This window comes from Kitasatospora sp. NPDC004272 (genome assembly GCF_053603035.1).
The window spans coordinates 24,699-46,258 of the sequence record NZ_JBSGET010000029.1 but is presented as its reverse complement, the minus strand read 5'-3'; the positions used below and the strand labels follow the sequence as shown (position 1 = coordinate 46,258).

Below are 21,560 nucleotides of genomic sequence, written 5' to 3'. Positions count from 1 at the left end.
GCGCGCTCACCCGAACGGCGGCGCTACATGTTGATCATGTGACCGGCGAGGCCGTGGACGGCCTCCTTGACGGCCTCGCCCAGCGTCGGGTGGGCGTGCACGTTGCGGCCGACCTCGTGCACCGTCAGGTCCCACTGCTGGGCCAGCGTCAGTTCCGGCAGCAGCTCGGTGACCTCGGGGCCGATCAGGTGGGCGCCGAGCAGTTCGCCGTGGGTCTCGTCGCTGATCACCTTGACGAAGCCGACCGGGTGCCCGAGGCCGTGCGCCTTGCCGTTCGCGGTGAACGGGAACTTGGCGACCTTGACCGCGTACCCCTGCTCCCGGGCCTGCGCCTCGGTGTAGCCGAAGCTGGCGACCTGCGGCTGGCAGTAGGTGGCGCGCGGGACCATCACGAAGTCGATCTCCATGGTCTCGGCCCCGGCGATGGTCTCGGCGGCGATCACGGCCATCGCCTCGGCGGCGTGCGCGAGCATCAGCTTCGCGGTGACGTCGCCGATCGCGAAGATGTGCTCGACGCTGGTGCGGCCGCGCCCGTCCACCGCGATCGCGCCGCGCTCGGTGAGCTGCACGCCGGTGACCTCCAGGCCGTAGCCCTGGACCCGCGGCGCGAAGCCGATCGCCTGCAGGACCTTGTCGGCCTCCAGCACCTCCTGCTTGCCGTCCCGGGTGACGGTGACCTTCACCGGCCCCGCCGGGTCGGAGTCGTCGATCGCGTCGACCCGGGTGGAGGTGAGCACCTGGATGCCCAACTTGCGGTACTGCTTGGCGAGTTCGGCGGAGACGTCGGCGTCCTCCAGCGGCACCATCCGGTCCAGGAACTCGACGATGGTGACCTTGACGCCGTAGTTGTGCAGCACGTACGCGAACTCGACGCCGATCGCGCCGGCGCCCGCGATGACGATCGACTCCGGCAGCCGCTCGGTGAGGATCTGCTCCTCGTAGGTGACGACCCGTTCGCTGAGCGAGGTGCCGGGCAGCAGCCGGGTGGTGGCGCCGGCCGCGACGATGCAGTGGTCGAAGGTGACCACCTCGAAGCCGCCGCCGTTCAGCGCGACCTGCAGGGTGTGGTCGTCGACGAAGGTGCCCCGGCCGTCGTACTCGGTGATGCCGTTCTTCTTCATCAGGTAGTGGACGCCCTTGACCCGGCCGTCGGCGACCTGCCGGGAGCGGCTGAACGCCTTGCCGTAGTCGAAGGACACCTTGCCGTCGACCTCGATGCCGTACAGCTCGGCCTCGTTCAGGACGGTGTGCGCGAGCTCGGCGTTGCGCAGCAGGGCCTTCGAGGGGATGCAGCCGACGTTGAGGCAGACGCCGCCCCAGTACTTGGCCTCGATCACGGCGGTGCGCAGGCCGAGCTGGGCCGAGCGGACGGCGGCGGTGTAGCCGCCGGGGCCGGCGCCCAGGACGACCACGTCGTAGTGCGTGCTCATGTTCCTCGATCCTTCAGGAAGCGACGGACGGCCTCGCGGCCCATGCCTCCCAGTACACCAGGCCGGGGCTCCGCGGCCGCTCCCGAGAGCTCGGGCGGGGCGGTGGGCGTCGGCAGCGCGGGCAGCGCGCCCCGGTGCAGCCAGGCGTCGAACAGCGGGCCGAGCGGGCGGTCGGTGTAGCGGGCGGCGTGCGCGGCGAAGTCGGCGGTAGTGACCACGGCGTGCCGGTAGGCGGTGGCCCAGTCGCGCAGCAGCCGGAAGAACTCGGCGTCGCCGAGGGCGCAGCGCAGCGCGTGCACGGTCAGGCCGCCGCGCTCGTAGACCCGGTCGTCGAACATGTGCCGCTTGCCGGGGTCGCCGATCGCCAGGTCCTGCGGCAGCGCGCGCAGCTGCTGGTGGGCGTCGGCGGCCCTGCGCTGGGCGGTGGGGCCGCCGGTGCGCTCGGACCAGAGCCATTCGGCGTACTTGGCCAGGCCCTCGTTGAGCCAGATGTGCCGCCAGTCGGCGACGGTGACGCTGTTGCCGAACCACTGGTGGGCCAGCTCGTGGGCGACCAGGCGCTCCCAGCCACGCCGCCCGTCGACGTGGTTGCGGCCGAAGGTGGCCATGCCCTGCGCCTCGACCGGCACGTCGAGGTCCTCGTCGACCACGGCGACGGTGTACCCGTCGAACGGGTACGGGCCGAACAGCTCCTCGAACAGCCGCATCATCTGCGGCTGCCGGGCGAAGTCGTGCTCGAACCGGGCCACCAGCGACTGCGGCACCCAGCCGCTCTGCGGCACCGTCCCGGGGGCCCGCTCGGTCAGCGGCACCTGGCGCAGCGGGGCGATCGCCAGCCCGACCAGGTAGCTGGCGGTGGGCGCGGGCTGCTCGTACACCCAGGTGGTGGCGGAGGAGCGGGTGGTGCGGCTGAGCAGCCGGCCGCCGGTGACCACGGCGTACGGGGACGCGGTGGTGACGGTCAGCTGGTAGGCGGCCTTGTCGGCGGGGCGGTCGTTGCAGGGGAACCAGGACGGGGCGCCGGTGGGCTGGGAGGCGACCAGCGCGCCGTCGCTGATCTCCTCGAAGCCGAGGCCGCCCCAGGGGCTGCGCACCGGGCGCGGGTTGCCGGACCAGTGCACCTCGCAGGTGAACACCGCCCCGGCGGCGGGGGCCTTGGCGGGCTTGACGCGCAGCTTGCCGTCCCGGTGGGCGTACTGCGCGGGCTTGCCGTCGACCAGCACCTTGCCGATCCGGAAGCCGGCCAGGTCGAGGGTGAACTCGCGCAGCGGCTCGGGCCCGGCGATGGCGGCGATCCGGGCGGAGGCGGCCAGCCGGTTGGGGCCGGGCCGGTAGTCGAGCGCGAGCTCGTACCGGTGGGTGCGGTAGCGCGGGTCCCCGTGCCGGGGGAAGTACGGGTCGGCGGCGGGGGCCTGCTCGGTGCTCAACGCGGGGGTTCCTCCTGGCGCGGGGGCGGTCACTGCGGTGCTTGCCAGGCTTCGATCGGGTTGCCGAGCCAGCGGGTGTCGGCGGGCACCGTCTCGGCGCGCATCACCAGGGAGGCCGGGCCGAGGGTGGAGCGCTCGCCGACGGTGCTGCCGGGCAGCACGATCCCGCCCGGGCCCAGGGTGGCGCCCTCGCGGAGCTCCACAGTATCCAGTCGCATGATCCGGTCGTGGAAGAGGTGGGTCTGCAGCACGCAGCCGCGGTTGACGCTGACGCCGTCGCCGAGGGTGACCAGGTCGGCCTCGGGCAGCCAGTAGCTCTCGCACCACACGCCGCGGCCGATCCGCGCGCCGAGCGCGCGCAGCCACAGGTTCATCAGCGGGGTGCCGGCGGTGCGGCCGACCAGCCAGGGCACGGCGAGCACCTCGGTGAAGGTGTCGGCGAGCTCGTTGCGCCACACGAAGCCGGACCACAGCGGGTGCTCGACCGCCCGGAACCGGCCGACCAGCAGCCACTTGGCGGCGACCGAGACCAGGCAGGCGGCCAGGCCCGCGGCCAGCAGCACGAGACCCGACAGCAGCGGCTGCCCGAGCGCGCACAGCGCGGCGGCGGTGAGCACGGCCAGCGCGGCGGAGGCCAGCACCGGCACGATCCGGGCCAGTTCGGTCAGGCCGCGGGCCCAGCGCAGCCGGGCGGGCGGCTCGTAGGTGAGGGCGAGGTCGGCGGTGTCGGCGGCCCGGGGCAGCTTGACCGGCGGCATGCCCAGGTAGGAGCTGCCGCGCTTGGCCTTCTTCGGCGTCGCGGACAGCACCCCGACCAGGCCCCGGTCGGGCACGGCCCGGCCGGGCGCGGTCATCCCGGAGTTGCCCAGGAAGGCCCGCTCGCCGATCTCGGCCCGCCCGATCCGCACCCAGCCGCCGCCGAGCTCGTACGGGGCGATCAGGGTGTCGTCGGCGAGGAACGCGCCGTCGCCGACCTTGGTCAGGCTGGGCAGCGCCAGCACGGTGGACACCTCGGCGCCCTTGCCGACCCGCATGCCCAGCAGCCGCAGCCACACCGGGGTGATCAGCCCGGCGTACAGCGGGAACAGCGTCTCGCGGGCCAGGTCCATCAGCTGGCTGACCGTCCACGCCTGCCAGCCGACCCGGCCGTGCAGCGGGTGGTAGCCGGTGCGCAGGCCGAGCGAGAGCAGCCGGACGCCGGCCAGCACCAGCGCGGCGTAGGCCAGCCCGTAGGCGAGGGTGGCGGGGACGAGCGCGATCAGGGCGCCGCGCAGGGCCTGGGCGAGGCCGTCGCCGGGGTGGACGAACCGCCCGGCGATCAGCAGGGCGGGCAGCGCGGCGAGCAGCGGCAGCAGGGTGAGGGCGAAGCCGGTGGCGCCGTAGGCGGCGGCCCAGCCGGGGGTGCGCGGCGGGCGCTGCTCGGGCCAGCCGTGTTCGGCCTTGCCGGTCTTGGCGGCGGGCGCGCCAGCCCAGCGCTGGCCGGTGGGGACGGCGCCGGCGACGCCGGAGCCGGGGGCGACCTCGGCGCGCTTGCCGACCTTGGCGCCGGGCAGCAGCGTCGAGCGGGTGCCGACCACGGCGCCGGCGCCGATCCGCAGCGCGCCGATCTCCAGCCGGTCGCCGTCCAGCCAGTAGCCGGACAGGTCGACCTCGTTCTCGACGGCGCAGCCCTTGCCGAGGCGCAGCAGGCCGGTGACCGGGGGCAGCGCGTGCAGGTCGACGTCGGGGGCGACCCGGCAGCCGAGCGCCCGGGCGTAGCGGATCAGCCAGGAGCCGGAGAGCTCGACCGCGCCGGTGGCCTCGGCGAGCCGTTCGGCGGTCCACAGCCGCAGGTGGACGCCGCCGCCGCGCGGGTACGTGCCGGGGCCGACGCCGCGCAGCAGCAGCCGGGCGCCGCCGGCGGCGAGCGCCAGGCGGCCGGGCGCGGAGTACAGCAGGACGGCGCCGGCGGCCAGCAGCCACCAGGGCGCGACGGGGGCCCACGGGTAGTCGCCGAGCAGGTTCAGCACGGTGCCGAGCACGCCGAGGGCGAGGCTCCAGCGCAGGCCGGTGAGGGTGGCCAGCGGCAGCGTCAGCAGCAGTTGCAGCGCCTGGGCGCGGCGCGGCGTCGGGGTGACGCTGCGGGCCGGGCCACCGGCCTGAGCGGAGTTCTCCAGCAGCCGGGCGAGCTTGCGCAGGGTGGGCTGCTGGTAGACGTCGAGCACCGAGACGGCCGGGTAGCGGCCGCGCAGCAGGGTGGTGAGCTGGGCGGCGGCCAGCGAGCCGCCGCCGATCGCGAAGAAGTCGTCGCCGGCGCCGCGCACCCGGGTGCCGAGGATCCGCTCCCACTGCTCGGCGAGCCACGCCTCGGTGCCGTACAGCTGCTCGGCGGGGCCGGAGGTCTCCAGGTCGGGCAGCGGCCAGGGCAGCGCGTCCCGGTCGACCTTGCCGGAGGTGCGGGTGGGCAGGTGCTCGACGGTGGCGAGCAGCGGGACGAGGGCGGCGGGCAGCTCGGCGCGCAGCCGGGCCACGGCGGCGTCCCGGTCGAAGCCGTCCTGGGCGACCAGGTAGCCGACCAGCAGCTGGTTGCCGCTGCGGGCGGTGCGCACGGCGGCGGCGGCGCCGGAGACGGCGGGCAGCGCCTGCAGGGCGGCGTCCACCTCGCCCAGTTCGATCCGCCGTCCGCCGAGCTTGATCTGCTCGTCGGCGCGGCCGAGGAAGACCAGGCCCTCGGGTTCGGCGCGCACCAGGTCGCCGGAGCGGTAGGCGCGCTCCCAGCCGAGGGAGGTCAGCGGGGCGTACTTCTCGGCGTCCTTGGCCGGGTCGAGGTAGCGGGCCAGGCCGACGCCGCCGATCACCAGCTGGCCGCTGCCGCCCATCGGGACGGGCTCGCCGGCCTCGTCGACGACGGCGAGCTCCCAGCCGTCCAGCGGCAGGCCGATCCGGATCGGGGCCCGGCCGCTCATGAGGGCGCCGCAGGCGACCACGGTGGCCTCGGTGGGGCCGTAGGTGTTCCACACCTCGCGGCCCTCGGTGACCAGGCGTTCGGCGAGTTCGGGCGGGCACGCCTCGCCGCCGAAGATCAGCAGCCGGACCTCGTTCAGCGCCTCGGCGGGCCAGAGCGCGGCCAGCGTCGGGACGGTGGAGATGACGGTGATCTCCTGCTCGGCCAGCCACGGGCCGAGGTCGGCGCCGGAGCGGACCTGGGCGCGCGGGACGGGCACCAGGCAGGCGCCGTGCCGCCAGGCCAGCCACATCTCCTCGCAGGAGGCGTCGAAGGCCACCGACAGCCCGGCCATCACCCGGTCGCCGGGACCGATCGGCTCGTCCCGGAGGAACATCGCGGCCTCGGCGTCGACGAACGCGGCGGCGCTGCGGTGGCTGACGGCGACGCCCTTGGGCTTGCCGGTGGAGCCGGAGGTGAAGATGATCCAGGCGTCCTGCCCGGGGCCGGGCGCGTGCGCGTCGTGGCCGGACGGCTTGACCCGGTCCAGGGCGTAGTCGGCGCCGATCACCGCGTTGACGTCGGCCTCGCCGAAGACCAGCTCGGCCCGCTCGTCCGGGTCCTCGAAGTCGACCGGCACGTAGGCGGCGCCCGCGGCGAGCACCGCCAGGATCGCCACGTACAGCTGGTTGCCGCCGGAGGGGACCCGGACGCCGACCCGGTCGCCGAGGCCGACACCCGCCTTGGCCAGGTGCCGCCGCACCCGCTCGACCTCGGTGAGCAGCTCCGCGTAGCGGAGCGTCTCGCGCCCGTCGTCCAGCGCGGGCTCCTGCGGGTGCGCGGCGGCGGTGGCCGCCAGCACGTCGACCAGGGTGCGCGGTGCGGGCGCGGCCTGGGCGCGGAACAGCGCGGCGTCGGGGGCGGTGATCATGGCTGCACGGTCCTCGTCCTGGGGTCCCCGGCGGCCGGTCGAAGGTGGTCAGCCGAAGGCGTCGAAAGCGCGACAACCTGGGCAAGTTTACCGGTCAGGACGGGTGGACGGCCGGAAGCGCGGGCGCCCGGGGCCGTCGGTCCGGACCCCCGCGCGGGGCGGCGCGAGCCGACGGGCCGTCAGCCCGCGCCACGGAACGGCAGGTTGCGGGGGTCGGACGGCAGTTCGACCTGACGGATGATCAGGTTCCCGACACGCCGTCGTACTCCGGGAGTTCACCCACTGTTCACGCTCCTGCCTTCTCCGCGTGGCCGACCGGACGGGTGGCTGATGGCTGGTGACTGGTGGCTGGTGGCGGGCGGTCAGTCGGCGGCGGGCAGCCGGGCCTCGATCGCGGCCAGCGCCGCCCGGATCGCCGCCACGTCGTCCTTGTCCGCGACCTGGTCGCCCTCCTTGAGCTCGACCAGCAGCGTCCCGCCCGGCTCCAGCACGATCAGCGCGGTCTCCTCGATCGCGTCACCGCCCTGGTGCCGGACGGCCACGTCCAGGTCCGCCGCCCGGATCCCCTGCCGGGCGATCGTCCGCCGGTCGTACGCCCCGTCCCGGGCCAGCACCGTCGGCGTCCCGTCGAGCAGCCGGTTGAACCAGTCCCAGCGGGCCGCCTGCCGCACCAGCACCCAGTCGGTGAGCAGCAGCACCACCGCCCCGAACAGGCCGCCGGTCACCGAGTTGTCGTCCCCGATCACCGCGTTCTGCACCACGTTCGACAGCAGCAGCATGACCACCAGGTCGAAGGTGTTCAGCTGGGCCAGCCCGCGCTTGCCGATCAGCCGCAGCAGCACCAGCAGCGCCAGGTAGACCAGCACCGTGCGGAGGGTCTTCTCGGCGTACGGGATCCCCGCGACGAACATGGCCTGCCACATGCCGGCCACCGTAGGCGCCGGTGCGACCGCCGCACCGGCCCCCACGCCCGCCGTCCCCCCGACGGCCTACGGGGGCGACGGCCCACAAGGGCGACGGCCTACGGGAGGCGGGTGGCCAGCAGCAGGCCGGTGGAGCAGTCCAGGTAGGTGGCGTGCAGGAGGGGGTCTGTGGTCAGCCGCTCGACCAGGGCCGTGACCGACGAGGCGTGCTCCTCCGGCCAGGTCGGCTGCGGCAGCAGGTCGTCGACCAGGTAGAGGCCGCCCGGGGCGAGCAGCGCCAGCGCCTGGTCGAGGTGGTGGAACTTGCCCGGCCAGGTGTCCGCGAAGACCAGGTCGAAGCTGCCGGGCGCCAGCGAGTCGATCAGCGCCGCGCCGTCCCCCGTCACCAGCTCCAGCCGCGGATCCGCCCCCAGGTGCTCGGCGGCCACCGCCGCCACCGCCTCGTCCAGCTCCACGCTGACCAGGGTGGCCCCCGCGTCCATCCCGCTCAGCAGCCAGCTCGTTCCCATCCCGGCGCCCGTCCCCAGCTCCAGGATCCGCCCCCCGGGCCGGGCCGCCGCGAGCGTCCGCAGCAGCTGCCCGGTGGTCAGGTCGCACGACATGGCGAACCCGAGCGCCGCACAGCCCTCGGTGATCGCCGCCAGCACGGCGGGGTGGGATTCGGTCGTGAGCGTCATGGCGCGGCCCTCCGAAGGTGACAGTCCGTCAGTGATCTCGACACGCTAGCGACGCCACCGGGACCTGCCCACCGAGTTTCGCCCTGCGGACAGCCCCCGGGGGCCGTGGCTGCCGCCGCCGGGGCTCGGCAGCTGCCACGCACCCGCGAGGCCGCCGCAGGCACTGCCGCTGCCGGGTGCCACGAGCCTGCGAGCCCGCCGCACGCGCCGCCGCCGCCGAAGCGCTCGGCAGACCGCGCGGGCTCTCCACCTCCCCGCGGAGCCCGCCGCGGTCGCTGCCGCCGCCGGGACGGACCCGCGAGCCCGCCGCAGGCACTGCCGCTGCCGGGTGCCTGGCGGGTGCCACGCCTCCGGGGGCCCGCCGCAGGCGCTCTCGGCGGCGGAAAGTGCTCGGCAGATCGCCCAAGCTCTCCGCTTGCTCCCGCGAGCCCGCCGCAGGCGTCTCCGGGGCAGGTGCTTGGCAGATGCCCGGTAAGCGATAAATATGACTTATGTGACCTTTTTCCCTTCTGGTCGCTCCGGGGCTCTGAAAGCCTTGCACCCACCGGACCTGCCGAAGGAGACCCCCGTGACCGGCACCCCCCGGCGCGCCGTTCGCCTGCTGCTGGTGGCCGCCGCCTCGCTGTGCGTGCTGCTGCCGCTGCTGCGCGGCGCCACCGCCGCGGGGGCGGTCGTCGAGTTCGGGTTGGGGCGTGCCGAGGGCGTGGCCGCGGAGCTGGGGTCGGCGTTGGCGATGCTGACGGCGTTCCTGGTGGCGGGGCGGGCGGTGGACGCCTGGGGGTGGCCTCGGGTGCTGCGCTGGACGCTGGGGACGATGGTGGTCGGCGGCACCGTCGCGGTGACCGCCGACCGCCCCTGGACGTACCTGCTCGGGCGGTCCGTGGAGGACGCCGGCGCGGCCGGGGTGCTGATCGCCGCGCTGGCCTCCGTCCCGGTGCTGAACCTGCCCGGGCGGATCACCCGGGTGGTGGGCGGGGCCATCGCGGGTGTCGCCGTCGCCTTCGTGCTGGGGGCGAACCTCGCGGTGCGGATCGACTCGCTGGCCGGCTGGCGGCTCGGTGAGGCGGTGCTGCCGGTGGCCGCCGCGCTGCTGCTGCTCGCCTCGCTGCGCCTGCTGCCGCGCGACCGGCTGCCGAGATCCACCGCCCGCTCGGGGCCGGTGTGCGGGCCGGGCGTCGCGGTGGCGGCGCTGCTGGCGGTGGCCGGCCTGGAGCTGGGCCCGTTGCGCGACTGGTCGGACCCGCTGGTGGGGGTGCTGCTGTGCACGGCCGTGGCGCTGTTCGCGGCCTGCCGGGCCCGGAGCGTGCTGCTGGCCCGGCGGCGTCCGGAACCGCCGGTGCCGGGGGTGCCGGTCCGGGCGGCGGGCGGGGCGATGGCGGCGGGCGCGACCCTGGGCTTCACCCAGCTCGCGCTGAGCGCGGCCGTGCCGGTGGTGCTGCTGCAGCGCGGGGTGACGCTGACGCACGTGACGCTGGCGATGTCGGGGTACGGGCTGGGCATGCTGGCGGCCGGGCTGGTGGCCCGGCACTGGCGGCTGACCCCGCTGACCGGCTCCTCGCTGGGCCTGCCGCTGACCGCGGTCGGCCTGGCCTCGCTGCACTTCCTGCCCGCCGACGCCGGGCAGGCCGCGCTGCTGGCGGGGGCCGTCGCGGTGCTGGTCGGGTTCGGCCTGGTGGTCGCGCAGATCCCCTACCTGGCCGGTTTCCTGGCGGCGCTGCCCCGGCAGCGCCGGGCGGCGGCCTCGGCGCTCTACCCGGTGGCGATCCTGTTCGGCGGGGTGCTGGGGCAGACCGTGCCGGGCAGCACCGCGCTGGTCACCGGCGAGGGCGGCCCCCGGGAGCTGGGCGCCGTGCTGTGGGTGGCCTGCGGGGTGGTCGCGCTGGTGGCGGTGCTGCTGGGCCGCCCGGTGGTGTCGCTGACGGTCGCGGCGGCGGCCGGTACGCAGCACCTGCTGCTGGTCGCGCTGGCCGGGGAGCGGGTCGCGGACCGTCCGGGGGCGGCGGTGGCGGCGCTGGCGGTGGGCGCGGCGATGGGGCTGGTGGCCTGGAGCCGGCGCCAGCAGTCGGAGCGGCTGGCGCGGGTGCGGGCCAGCGAGATCGCCCTGCAGCAGGCCGTGCTGCACCCGATCCCGGCGCACCTGGGCGAGCTGCGGCTGACCGGCCACTACCAGCCGGCGACGGCGGGCACCGGGGTGGGCGGCGACTTCTTCGAGGCGGTGCGCACCCCGCACGGCACCCGGCTGCTGATCGGGGACGTCCGCGGCAAGGGCCTGCAGGCCGTGCGGACCGTCACCGAGCTGCTGGGGTGCTTCCGCTCGCAGGCCCACGAGACCGCCGACCTGGGCGAGCTGGCCGCCCGGCTGGACCGGCAGCTGTCCCGGCTGGCGGCGGCCCGCGGCGACGAGGAGCTGTTCGCGACCGCCCTGCTGCTCCAGCACCGGGACGGCGTCGACCAGGTCGAGGTGGTCAACTGCGGGCACCTCGCCCCGCTGCGGGTCGGCCCGGACGAGGTGCTCACCACCCCCGTCCCGGCCCTGCTCCCGCTCGGCCTCGGCGCGCTCGGCCTCGGCCCGGCGCCCGTCCCGACCCCGCTGGCCCTGCCGGACGGTTCGGCGCTGCTGCTGCACACGGACGGGCTGAGCGAGGCCCGCAACTCCTCCGGCGAGTTCTACCCGCTGGACGAGCGGCTCTCCGTGCTGCGGGCCGCCGACCCGGGCCGGCTGGTGCGCGGCCTCGCCGAGGACGTCCGCGACTGGACCCACCAGCTCTCCGACGACATCGCCCTGATCGCCCTGACCCGGGCGTAGCCGCCCGGCCCGGGCGCGGACTCCCCGGGCGGGTCGGCGGTGCGGCGTGTCCCGGTGGCGGATCCGGGGCCGCGCCGGGAGGGTGGCTGGCGGGGGGGCGCAGCGGATTTCCCGAACCGGAAAGAGCGAGAGATGCCCGAAGTCACCACCCCGTACGCGACCGGCACCCCGTGCTGGGTCGATCTGATGGCGAAGGACCAGCAGGCGGCGCTGGACTTCTACCGCGACCTGCTCGGCTGGCAGGGCGCGCCCGGCCCGGCCGAGTTCGGCGGGTACGCGGTCTGCGAGCTGGACGGCCGGGCCGTCGCCGGCATCGGCCCGACGATGGCGCCCGAGGGGATGCCGGAGCCGCCGACCGTGTGGACCAGCTACCTGGCGAGCACCGACGCGCAGGCCACCCAGGACGCGATCGTCGCGGCGGGCGGCACGCTGCTCGTCCCGGCGATGGACGTCGGCGACCTGGGCCGGATGCTGGTCGCCGCGGACCCGCAGGGCGCGGTGTTCGGCGTCTGGCAGCCGGGCGAGTTCTTCGGCGCGCGGGTGGTCAACGAGGCCGGCGCGCTGACCTGGAACGAGCTGCACACCAGCGACGTGCCGGCCGCGACCGCGTTCTACGGCGAGGCGTTCGGCATCGAGATCGAGCCGCTGGACGGCGCGGACTCGTACTGGGAGCTGCGGGTGGGCGGCCGTGCGGTCGGCGGGGTCACCCTGCTGGCCAACGACCCGCCCGGCACCCCGGCGCACTGGCTGACCTACTTCGCGGTGGACGACGTGGACTCCACCGTGGACGCGCTGGTCAAGCGGGGCGGGACGGTGCTCGCGCCGCCGTTCGACATGATGGCGGGCCGGATGACGGTGGTCGCCGACCCGCAGGGCGCCCCGTTCGCGATGATCAGGCCGCAGCCGCTGGCCTGAGTCTGCCCCTCCGTACCGCCCGCCCGCCCGTCCCGGTTGCCGTCCGGGGCGGGCGGGCGTGCGCGGTCGGCCCGGGCGGGCGGCCTCAGCCGAGCGGCGGGGCGAGGTACTCCAGGGCGTAGCCGTCGGCGTCGGGGGTGACCCGGGCGATGCCTGGGGAGTCGAGGTGGGCGCCGGCGACGTAGTGGTCGGGGGTGGCGAGGCGTTCGAGCAGGGCCAGCCGGGCGGTGCGGGCCCGGGGCTGGTCGGCGTCGTACTCCCAGGTGACCCTCGGGCGGCCGAACTGGAGGGTGGGGACGTGGACGGTGTCGCCCCAGACCAGGAGGTGGCCGGCGGTGCTGGTGATCTCGTAGACGGTGTGGCCCGGGGTGTGGCCGGGGGCGGGGAGCGCGGTGGCCCAGTCGTTGACGGCGACCTGCTCGGTGACGGGGACGACCCGGTCGCGGACCGGGGCGAGCCGTCCGGTGAAGACCCCGGTGTCGCCCGCGCCGATCCACACCCGTTCGAGCGCGGGGAACGCCTCCGTACCGTCGGGGGCGATCAGGCCGCTGACGTGGTCCTCGTGGTGGTGGGTGACGGCCACGTCGGTGATGCCGGCCCGGTCGATGCCCGCCTCGGCGAGCGCCTCGGGCAGCAGGCCCATGGTCGGGTCGTGCCAGACGTTCGAGGCGCCGGTGTCGACCAGCAGCGAGCGGGTGCCGTCGGTGACGTGGAAGGCGTTGACCGACAGCCGCAGGTTGCCGTCGGCCAGCGGGACGCCGTCGGGCACGGTGTCGAACGCGCACCCGTCCTCGCGGCGGAGCCGGGTCGGCGGCATGTCGATGTGGCCGTCCCGCAGCGCGACCACCCGCAGGTCGCCGAACTCGAACGCGGCGTGCAGCCGGCCGGTGGAGATCAGGCGCATGGAACCCCCCTCGTGACGGGACGCGCGTCGCGCGTCTCCGATGGAAGAACGAATCTTCGATAGAAGAAACACTACACTGTGGGCCGTACGGGCAGGCAGCACATCGATCGAGGAGCACGGTGGCCGAACAGGATGGGACCGCGGCCGGACCACCGCACGACGACGAGCTCGCCGGGGCGTTCGGCGGCCGGGTGCGGCGGCGGCGCGAGGAGGCGGGCCTGACCCTGGAGCAGTTGTCCGTGCGGTCGGCGGTCAGCCGGGCGATGCTCTCCAAGGTCGAGCGCGGCGAGAAGAGCCCGACGATCGGCGTCGCCTCCCGGATCGCCCACGCGCTCGGCGCCACCCTCTCCGAGCTGACCGGCGCCCCGGGCGCAGCCTCGCCCGGCGTGGCCGTGGTGCTGCGCGCCGAGCACCGGCCGGTCTTCCGCGACCCGGAGACCGGCTTCGAGCGGCACGTGGTGTCGGCGGCCCCGGGCGCGGGCGGGGCCGAGATGGTCCTGCACCGCCTCCCCGCGCGGGTCTCCACCGGGCTGCTGCCCGCCTACCCGGCGGGCGCCGAGAAACAGCTCCTGGTGCTCGCGGGCACCCTGACCGTCGAACTCGGCGGCGCCGTCGAGACCCTGCGGGCCGGTGACTCGCTGTTCCTCCAGGCCGACGCCGACCACGGCTTCGCCAACCGGACGGACGACCCCTGCGAGTACGTCATGTTCATCTCCCGCCGGGCCTGAGCACCCGTTCCGCCGCGCCGCCGCCCCTGGGAGACTTGCCGCCCGGGGCCGGCCGACGACCGGCCGGCGGCGGAGGGGCGGGGAACGGGTGGAGATCGACGGCGGCACCGGGGACGGCGAGGTGGTGCTCGCCGGGTCGGCGGAGGAACTGCGGCGGCTGGCCGAACTGGCGGCGGCCGGGGCGGGGCTGCTGCCCGCGCACGGCTCCCTGCGCGGGATCGAGGTGCGGGCCTCGGCGGGCGGCGTGCTGGCGGCGGTGGACGAGGAGCGCTCGCTGCTGGTGATCGGCGGCGGGGAGGCCGCGCGGACGATGTTCGCGGCGGACCTGCGGGAGATCGCCGGGATGGACGACGGCGGCCACTTCCACATCGAACACGTCGTGGAACCCTCCTACCCGGCCGAGGGCTCGCTGCCGCTGGTCGTGTACAGCCCGCACGGCGGCATGCCGCGCCGCTGAGCCCGCCGGGGCGGGACGGTCGGGGCCGCCGGTCGGGGCGGGGGGCGGTTGTGTCAGGATCCTCGCAGGTCAACGGGGCAGTGTCGCTCCGGGCCGGATCGGAGAGAAGTCGTGGGCACCCTCGTCGCGCCTGAGCCCCTGCTGCTGCGGGACGGGCGTCCCGCCGCCGCCGGGTGGTCGCTGGACCCGGGGATGCGGCACCTGAACCACGGGTCGTTCGGGGCGGTGCCGCTGGTGGCGCAGCGGGAGCAGCAGCGGCTGCGCGAGGAGATGGACGCCTCGCCGGTGGTGTGGTTCCCCGGGCTGCCGCGGCGGGTGGCGGCGGCGCGGGCGGCGATCGCCGACTTCCTGCGGGTGCCGGCCGCCCTCACCGCGCTGGTGCCGAACGCGAGCGCCGGGGCGAGCGCCGTGTACGGGAGCCTGCCGCACCGGGACGGCGGGGAGGTGCTGGTCACCGACCACGGGTACGGGGCGGTGACCATGGGGGCGGCCCGGCTGGCCCGGCGCTGGGGCGGGGCGGTGCGCACGGTGCACGTCCCGCTGGGGGCCGGGCCCGAGGAGGCCGCGGCGGCGGTGACCGGGGCGGTGACCGGGCGGACGGCGCTGATCGTGCTGGACCGGATCACCTCGGCGACCGCCCGCTACCTGCCGGTCGACCTGGTCGGCGCGTTCGCCCGGGAGCGGGGCGTGCCGCTGCTGGTGGACGCCGCGCACGTGCCGGGGCTGGACGAGGACCCGCTGGCGGGGGCGGACTGCGACGCCTGGGTCGGCAACCTGCACAAGTTCGGCTGCGCGCCGCGCGGCACCGCCGCGCTGGTCGCCCGGGGCGAACTCCGGCACTCGCTCTACCCGTTGATCGACTCCTGGGGCGCGGAGGAGCCGTTCCCGGAGCGCTTCGACACCCAGGGCACCCTGGACGTCACCGGCTACCTGGCGGCGCCCACCGCGCTGGACTTCGTCGCCGAGCAGTGGAGTTGGGCCGGGGCCCGCCGCTACATGGGCGAACTCGCGGACTACGCCGAGCAGTTGATCGGCGCGGCGATCACCGACGCGACCGGGGAGCCGGCCGCGGCCGACGTCGGCATGCCGGTGAACGCGCTGCGCCTGGTCCGGCTCCCGGCCGGGCTGGGCCGCACCCGGCTGGAGGCGGACGCGCTGCGCGACCGGCTGGCCGCCGAGTTCGGCGTGGAGGCCGCGTTCACCAGCTTCGGCGGGACGGGGTACTTCCGGCTGTCCACGCACGTGTACAACACCGCCGAGGACTACGAGTACTTCGCGGAGCGGTGCGTGCCGGTGCTGTGCGCGTGGGCCCGCGGGCACTGACGCGCGCCGCACCGGCGGGGTGCCCGCCGTTCGAACGGGTGCTACCCGGCGGGCAGCGTGTAGTCGAGGTGGATGTGGTGGGTGCCGTCCTCGTCGACGACGATGTCGCCGGTGCCGGTGATGCCGGTGAGGGCGGCGGTGCCGCTGCCGGGGACGATGACGAAGTACTCGTCGTCCCGGGCGGTGCCGAGGGTGGTCGCGGAGTGCGCGAAGTTGAAGGTGCCCGCGACGCCGTGCAGGCTCCCGGCGAAGGACTCCATCGCCAGGTAGGTGCCGACGCCCGCGGCCTGGTCGTAGGCGGCGGTGAACAGGGTGTCGGAGCGGCCCTCGACCTCGCCGGCGAACTCCTTGCGCATGGTGGCCACGCCGACGCCCGCGCCGGTCTTGACCCCGCTCTCCGGGACGGGCGCGGGGGTGAAGTCGAGGACGGTGAAGGTGCCTGATGCTCGCATGCGCGCGATGCTAGGCGCCCGCACTGACAATCCGTCAGGGCTCGCCGGGACTCGTCAGGGCCCCTCGGGGGGCGCCGGGGCCGCCGGGGTCGCCGGGGTCGTCGGAGCTTCGGCCGGGGCCGGGACGGCGGGCGGGGCCGCGAACGGCGCTGCGGGCGGGCCGGTCGGGGTCTGACCCAGGACCCAGGCCGGGTAGCCGGCGGGCTGCGGCGGGTTGGTGCGTCGGCGGCGGCGGGCGATCAGCGAGAACACCAGGGCGACCGGCAGGAGCAGCAGGCCGAGCACCAGGAGCAGGCCGATGGTGGTCAGTGCGGCGTCGTTGCCCTGGTCGCGGCTGATCACCGAGGTGAGCGGGAAGGTGCCCCGGTACCGGGAGTCGAAGGAGAGGCCCCGGTTGTCGCCCATCGTGAACATCTCCCCGGCGGGGACGGTGACGTCGAAGCAGCGCTCGCCGCCGGGCCTGTCGCCCCGCAGGTAGGGCTCGTCGAGCGGACTGCCGTTCAGCTGGACGGGCTGGTCACCGCACTGGGAGACGTGGTCGCCGCCGAGGGCGATCACCCGGTTGAGGACCCGCACGGGCGGACCACCGGGTTCCATGGCGGTCGAGAAGAGCACCACGTCACCACGGCGGACGTCCCCGGGTTCGACGGCGTAGGTCAGGACCCGCTGGCCGGACCGGTAGGTGGGGGCCATGCTGTTGCTGCCCAGCACGATCGAACGCGGCCCGAGGGTGAACCCGTAGGCGATCGCACCGATCGGGAGCAGCACCCCCGCGATCAGGACGACCAGCGCGGCCTTGCCGAATCCGCTCCACCGTCTCATGCCGTTCCCACTCCCCTGCCCGCCGTGCGGCGCACCCCGTCACCGTGCCGTTCGCACGGGATCGAGCGGGGAGCTTAGCGAGCGCCCCGGGCGCCGGTGCGCGGCGGGGCCTCACCAGTCGCCCTCCGGGTCGTCGTCCTCCTCCAGGTGCTCGGGCACCGGGTGGGCGGGCGTCGGGTCGGCGACCCAGCCGGCGGCCAGGACCAGGCGGGAGGTGCGGTGGACGGCGAGGAAGGCGAAGGGGCGGTCGAAGGCGACGGTGAGGCGACGGGCCAGGTACGGGGGCGGCGGGGCGATGCCGACGGCGCCGACCACCCCGAAGGCGGTGACCGAGGCGGCCCGGAAGCCGCGCGGGCCGAAGACGGCGGTAGTGGTCTGCCGGGCCGACTCGACCGCCAGCGGCTCGGCGCTGATGCCGGGGAAGTGGCCGCGGCCGGTGTCGGCGGCGGTGCGCAGGCCGAACAGGTCGGGCCGTTCCAGCAGGTCGTGGTCGTCCGCCAGGTCGAACTCGACGGTCTCGACGTGGAGCACGGGCTCGCGGGAGTAGCTGCGCACCCAGCGGGCGTCCAGCCCGGGACCGGGGGCGCCGTCGGGGAGCTCGGTGCCGGGGCGCACCGTGCGGGGGTGCGCGGCGGTGCCGACGGCGGCGGCCAGGACGGCGCCGGGGTCGGCGCCCTCGGGGCCGAGGCAGAGGTGGACGTCGACGCCGCGCCGGCCCAGCACCTTGAGCACGGTGAGCGGCCCGGCGGCGGTGTCGGCGACACCGACCCGGTCGAGCAGCCCGGTGCGCCGTGACAGCCCGGCGAGGTCGCGGCCCCGCCAGGGGCCGGCCTCGGGCTGCTGGGAGCAGGGCCAGAAGCGGCGGATCCAGTCGGTGTGGACGGTGAGCGCGCCGGCCAGCAGGAGTTCGGTGTCCGGGGTGACCGGGGCGGGCATCCGGGGGATCGCCCCGGCCGTCCGGTCGGCGGCCCAGCGGTCGAGGGCGGCCCGGTCGGCGTCCGGGTCGCCGGTGATCCGGCCGTGGCTGTGCGGGGGCAGGGCCGCGGTCCAGGCCGGTTCGAGCGGGAGGCGGTCGACGGTCCACAGGCCGAGGGCGGCGGTGACGCCGGGCGTCCGGTCGAGGGCGGCGAGCAGTTCGCGGCCGGATCCGGCGGCCAGGTCGAGCGGGACGCCCAGCGCGTCGGCGAGTTCGCGGGCGGCGGGGCCGGCGGCGCCCGCGGCGAGCAGGGCGAGCGGGGCCCAGGCGGCGGGGGCGCTGAGGGCGGTGTTCCGTCCGGCGGCGGGAGCGGCGCGACCCCAACGGGCGGTCAGCTCGTTGACGACGCGGACGGTGCGGTGCATCGGCACGGTGCGGTTCTCCCCGGTGGCGGTCCTGGACCGGAGGTTAGGCGCTGCGGCGGCGGGGGCGCGAGGGGTTATCGGGGCCCGGCCTCGCCGCCCCACCGGTGCACCGAGCGGGTGGGGTGGTTCCGGGGCGGGCGGCGAGGGGTTCGCGGACGTGCCGGTGCGGGGCAGGCGCTGCGCGCGGTGCGAGGCGGTGCGGTGCGCGGTGCGGTGCGCGCGGTGCGGTGCGCGGGGCCGGGCGTGCGGGGGTCGGGAGGGTGGTGCGGTGCGGTGCGGGTCGGGTCGGTGGGGCGCCATGACGGCCCGGGCACCCCGCGCTCGGGCCGTCATGGCGCTCGGCAGGCACGGACCCCGGTCTCCCGGTTTTCCCCTCCCGGGGAGTGGGGCCGTGCCGCCGCTTCGGGTGGCTGTCGCCGCTGACCGTCCGCGTGGGGGTGGGGCCGGTCAGCGACGGGACCGGGGGCCGGTCAGCGACGCTGCCAGAGGGCCGGGACGTTCGGCGGCTCCCAGCCGGCGTACGCGATGTGCCCCTGGATGCAGACGTAGGTGACCCCGTTGTACGTGACCACGTCGCCGGCCTTGTAGCTGGTGCCGACCTTCCAACTGGTGGTGCCACCGCCCGTGTTGCTCGGGCTGGGGCTCGGCGAGCCCGGGTTCGAGCTGCTCGGGCTGGGGCTGGGCGAGCCGGTGCCGTTGACGTTGAGCACGAAGTCGAAGCTCGCTTCGCTCCCGTTGCCGACCTGGCGGACCGTCATCAGCAGGGCCGGGTCGTAGATGGTGTCGGTGGCGTTGCGCGGCTCGTTCGGGAAGTACAGCTGGGTGGTGAGGATCGGCTGGTTGGGCGCCTGCACCTTGACGTGGATGTGCCGGGTGCGGCCCGGGTAGAGGCCCGGGATGATCGTGGTCAGCGTGTACGCGCCGTTGGCGGCGCTGAACTGGTGGCCGCGGAAGGTGTACCCGGAGTTGTCGTAGTTGCCGTTGGTGTCGGCCTGCCAGAAGTCCAGCAGGGCACCGGCGATCGGTACGCAGTTGCGGCCGAACACGTAGCCGCTGACGGTCAGCGGGGTGCCGGGGGTGCCGCTGGTCACCAGGTTGGTGCGCAGCGGGGAGCCCGGCTTGAAGTACGGGCCCTCGATCTGCTCGCCGGTGACGTGCCCGTCGGTGCATTCGGGGGTGAGCGGGGCCGGGACGTCGGCGGCGGCCGCTTCGCGGGCCAGCGCGACTCCGCCGCCGACCAGCACGGGTGCGGCGGCGGCCGCGGCGGCCGCCTTGAGCAGGCCCTTGCGGCTGATCTTGCGCTCGGCCAGTTCTCCCAGGCCGTCCAGCGGGTTGTGGGGGGTGGGCATGGCTCTCCGTTCGACTGCTTCGTTGGTCGCCGCACGCCCGGATTCCCTTGGATGGGACATGACACCTGGAGAGGTCGGGTCTCCCGACACGGCGGCGCTGTGGGGTGCCTCAGACGCTAGGCCCTGCCCGCCGGGGCCGTCGATGGACGGGGGCGGCGGGACGTGGTGCATTCCTCAGCCGCCGTCGCGCGCCGTTCGACCGGGCGTCAACCGGGATCCGGGCGGCCGTCGGCCGGGCTTAGGGCGAGCTTAGGGCCCGCCTGATCCCGGCTTAGGGCGGGCCCGGAGCGGACCGCCGGTGAACTGCGGCGGAGCCGCCGGACGGGTCGCGGGCGGGGGCGGGCAGCCTCAAGGCGGCCTTTCGGTTTCCGGCAGGCCGACGGGTCGGCGGGCGGCCCGATGGATCGGTGGGCCGAACTCGGCCTTCAGGGAACCGCCTTGGGCGGGTCAGCCCGCCTTCTCGCGGAACTCGCCCGGCGTGCGGCCGACTTCGCGGCGGAAGAAGCGGCAGAAGTAGGCCGGATCGGAGAATCCTGCTGCGGCCGATACCTGACGGATCGTCATATCGGTGGTGGTGAGCAGGCGCTTGGCCTCCAGGGTCTGCTGCTCGCGGACCAGCCGGGCCGGGGTGCGACCGGTGGCCTCTTTCACCACCTCGTGCAAGTAGCCCGCTGAGACGCCGAGTTCGCGGGCCAGGGCGAGCACCGAGCGGTCGGTGCGGTCGGCGTCGGCGATCAGCCGGGCGAACCGGGTGGCGAGCGGGTGCCCGGCCGTTCGGGGCGCGGCGGGGGCGCCGCAGCCCCGGGCCGCCCGGCGGGCGCGCACCAGCAGGACGTGCAGCAGGGCCTGCAGCACGCCCAGGCCGCCCTCCAGGCCGGCCTCGTGTTCCGCCGTCAACTCCCGTATCACGCCGACCATTTCGCGGTGCTCGCGGCGGTCCGGGCGGATCGCCGGGCCGGCCGCCAGGGCCCGGACCAGGGCCAGGTCCTCGGGGTGCCGGTGCAGGAAGTCCTCGTTGAACAGCATTACCCAGCCGTCGAGTTGGCGGGCCCCGCTCCAGCGGTGGACCTGGCCCGGCAGCACCGCGTACAGCGTGGGCGGCTGGATCCGGTGCTCGGCCAGGTCGATGACGTGGGTACCGCTGCCCGCCGCGACGTAGACCAGCTCGTAGAACGAGTGCCGGTGCGGGAAGTCCGCCCTGGAGAGCGGCCCGATGGCGTCGAAGCTGCCCGCCGCGAACGGCAGCAGCCCCGGGTCGGGCACGTCCAGGTCGTGCAGTTCCAGGCCGGTGGCCGGTCGGAGCTTCATCGCGCCAGTGTGCGCAAACGGCCCGCCGGACGTCCAGTGGTCCAGACCAAGTGGCACGTACCGGCAAGTGGGCCGCGGACCGGGAGAGTTGCGGCGCCCACCCGCTTCGACCGGCCCGGCCGGCCCGCCCGCCCGTCCGCCCGCTCCTCCGCTCAGCGCTTCGAGGGGAACGCCCGGGCGTAGTAGGCGGACCGGTCCTCGTCGAGGTCGACGGCTGCCAGGATGTCGGCCGCCAACTCGCGGTCCGCACCGAACCCCGCCGCGGCCACCAGCCAGATCCCCTCGCGGGCCCGCAGCCGGCACTCGTCGCCCAGCCGGCTCCTCCCCCGGGGGACTTCGGAGTGGTGGGACTCGCCGTGGGTCAGCGCGTACAGCGTCTCCAGCAGCTGCGACCGCGCGTACGCCGACAGCTCCCCGCCGAGCGCCGCCAGTATCACGCCGACCGCGGGGACGGACGCCTCGAAGAGGTTCCCCTCGACCTCCAGGTGGCCTGCCAGGAGGACGCCGACGGCGTCCTGGGCGCGTTCGGCTTCGAGGATGGCGCGGAAGATGTCCGGCACGTGCTCCGCGGTTCCCCGGCAGCCGCACCTCAGCGCGCCCCACCGGTGGCGGTCCAACTCCGCACGCACGAGCCTGCTCACGGCCAAGGCGCATCACTCCGGGTCGTGTTCGGGGCGCCCGGGGAACACCGCGGGGCCGGGAGAGCAGATCCTAGCGCCGCGTCAGGCACGGGCGTTCGCCGGGACACCGGAGGTGCGGAACGCCGCCCACGTACGGCCCGGGCCGGGTTCGTCCGGCGGGCGGCGGGCGGGGGCAGGGGGTGGAGGCGGGTGGGGCCGCCGGA

General features: G+C 75.6%; 17 protein-coding genes. 5 read left to right on the top strand and 12 right to left on the bottom strand.

Annotated elements, in window-relative coordinates:
* Positions 1 to 23: 23 nt before the first annotated feature.
* From lpdA to ACWEO5_RS12130, 5 genes are all read right to left on the bottom strand, one after another.
* Positions 24 to 1,430 carry a dihydrolipoyl dehydrogenase gene (gene lpdA / locus ACWEO5_RS12150; RefSeq protein ID WP_344557465.1) on the bottom strand — a complete coding sequence of 469 codons (1,407 nt, stop codon included), beginning with the start codon at positions 1,428 to 1,430 and terminating at the stop codon, positions 24 to 26.
* Positions 1,427 to 2,857, bottom strand: a complete 1,431-nt coding sequence (locus ACWEO5_RS12145) for a M1 family metallopeptidase (protein ID WP_452162313.1) — start codon at positions 2,855 to 2,857, stop codon at positions 1,427 to 1,429. The genes lpdA and ACWEO5_RS12145 overlap by 4 nt, the downstream gene beginning before the upstream one ends.
* 29 nt (positions 2,858 to 2,886) lie before the next feature.
* Positions 2,887 to 6,711 (bottom strand): Pls/PosA family non-ribosomal peptide synthetase, encoded by a 3,825-nt coding sequence (locus tag ACWEO5_RS12140; RefSeq protein ID WP_452162312.1) that lies wholly within the window; start codon positions 6,709 to 6,711, stop codon positions 2,887 to 2,889.
* A 362-nt stretch (positions 6,712 to 7,073) separates the two neighbouring features.
* Positions 7,074 to 7,634: a DUF421 domain-containing protein gene (locus ACWEO5_RS12135; RefSeq protein ID WP_344557459.1), complete on the bottom strand. Its 561-nt coding sequence runs from the start codon at positions 7,632 to 7,634 to the stop codon at positions 7,074 to 7,076.
* 98 nt (positions 7,635 to 7,732) lie between these two features.
* Positions 7,733 to 8,311: an O-methyltransferase gene (locus ACWEO5_RS12130; protein WP_452162311.1), complete on the bottom strand. Its 579-nt coding sequence runs from the start codon at positions 8,309 to 8,311 to the stop codon at positions 7,733 to 7,735.
* Positions 8,312 to 8,879: 568 nt separating this feature from the next.
* Here ACWEO5_RS12130 and ACWEO5_RS12125 point away from each other — a divergent pair.
* A complete protein-coding gene (locus ACWEO5_RS12125) occupies positions 8,880 to 11,117 on the top strand; it encodes an MFS transporter (protein ID WP_452162310.1) in 2,238 nt (745 codons plus the stop codon).
* 132 nt (positions 11,118 to 11,249) lie between these two features.
* Positions 11,250 to 12,032 carry a VOC family protein gene (locus ACWEO5_RS12120; RefSeq protein ID WP_452162309.1) on the top strand — a complete coding sequence of 261 codons (783 nt, stop codon included), beginning with the start codon at positions 11,250 to 11,252 and terminating at the stop codon, positions 12,030 to 12,032.
* 85 nt (positions 12,033 to 12,117) lie between these two features.
* Here the strand turns inward: ACWEO5_RS12120 and ACWEO5_RS12115 are convergent, their stop codons facing one another.
* Positions 12,118 to 12,936 (bottom strand): MBL fold metallo-hydrolase, encoded by an 819-nt coding sequence (locus ACWEO5_RS12115; RefSeq protein WP_452162308.1) that lies wholly within the window; start codon positions 12,934 to 12,936, stop codon positions 12,118 to 12,120.
* Between the two features lie 119 nt (positions 12,937 to 13,055).
* On the opposite strand from ACWEO5_RS12115, the gene ACWEO5_RS12110 reads away from it, so the two are divergent.
* The 3 genes from ACWEO5_RS12110 (at position 13,056) to ACWEO5_RS12100 (ending at position 15,444) form a co-directional block, all read left to right on the top strand.
* Positions 13,056 to 13,664: a helix-turn-helix domain-containing protein gene (locus ACWEO5_RS12110; protein WP_452162307.1), complete on the top strand. Its 609-nt coding sequence runs from the start codon at positions 13,056 to 13,058 to the stop codon at positions 13,662 to 13,664.
* A gap of 88 nt (positions 13,665 to 13,752) precedes the next feature.
* Complete coding sequence (locus tag ACWEO5_RS12105) at positions 13,753 to 14,121, top strand: Imm32 family immunity protein (RefSeq protein ID WP_452162306.1); 369 nt, start codon at positions 13,753 to 13,755, stop codon at positions 14,119 to 14,121.
* 111 nt (positions 14,122 to 14,232) lie between these two features.
* Positions 14,233 to 15,444 carry an aminotransferase class V-fold PLP-dependent enzyme gene (locus ACWEO5_RS12100; RefSeq protein WP_452162305.1) on the top strand — a complete coding sequence of 404 codons (1,212 nt, stop codon included), beginning with the start codon at positions 14,233 to 14,235 and terminating at the stop codon, positions 15,442 to 15,444.
* A 41-nt stretch (positions 15,445 to 15,485) separates the two neighbouring features.
* Here ACWEO5_RS12100 and ACWEO5_RS12095 read toward each other — a convergent pair whose 3' ends face one another.
* The 6 genes from ACWEO5_RS12095 to ACWEO5_RS12070 form a co-directional block, all read right to left on the bottom strand.
* On the bottom strand, positions 15,486 to 15,896 hold the full coding sequence (locus ACWEO5_RS12095; RefSeq protein ID WP_452162304.1) for a DUF3224 domain-containing protein: 411 nt from the start codon (positions 15,894 to 15,896) through the stop codon (positions 15,486 to 15,488).
* A gap of 54 nt (positions 15,897 to 15,950) precedes the next feature.
* Positions 15,951 to 16,718, bottom strand: coding sequence for a signal peptidase I (gene lepB, locus ACWEO5_RS12090; protein WP_452162303.1), 768 nt, complete (start codon positions 16,716 to 16,718; stop codon positions 15,951 to 15,953).
* A gap of 111 nt (positions 16,719 to 16,829) precedes the next feature.
* Complete coding sequence (locus ACWEO5_RS12085; RefSeq protein ID WP_452162333.1) at positions 16,830 to 18,059, bottom strand: serpin family protein; 1,230 nt, start codon at positions 18,057 to 18,059, stop codon at positions 16,830 to 16,832.
* A gap of 470 nt (positions 18,060 to 18,529) precedes the next feature.
* Positions 18,530 to 19,408, bottom strand: coding sequence for a dioxygenase family protein (locus ACWEO5_RS12080; RefSeq protein ID WP_344557441.1), 879 nt, complete (start codon positions 19,406 to 19,408; stop codon positions 18,530 to 18,532).
* Positions 19,409 to 19,855: 447 nt separating this feature from the next.
* Entirely contained in the window at positions 19,856 to 20,716 is an 861-nt protein-coding gene (locus ACWEO5_RS12075) for a helix-turn-helix domain-containing protein (protein WP_452162302.1), read from the bottom strand.
* Positions 20,717 to 20,868: 152 nt separating this feature from the next.
* A complete protein-coding gene (locus ACWEO5_RS12070; RefSeq protein ID WP_452162301.1) occupies positions 20,869 to 21,276 on the bottom strand; it encodes a hypothetical protein in 408 nt (135 codons plus the stop codon).
* Positions 21,277 to 21,560: the final 284 nt, after the last annotated feature.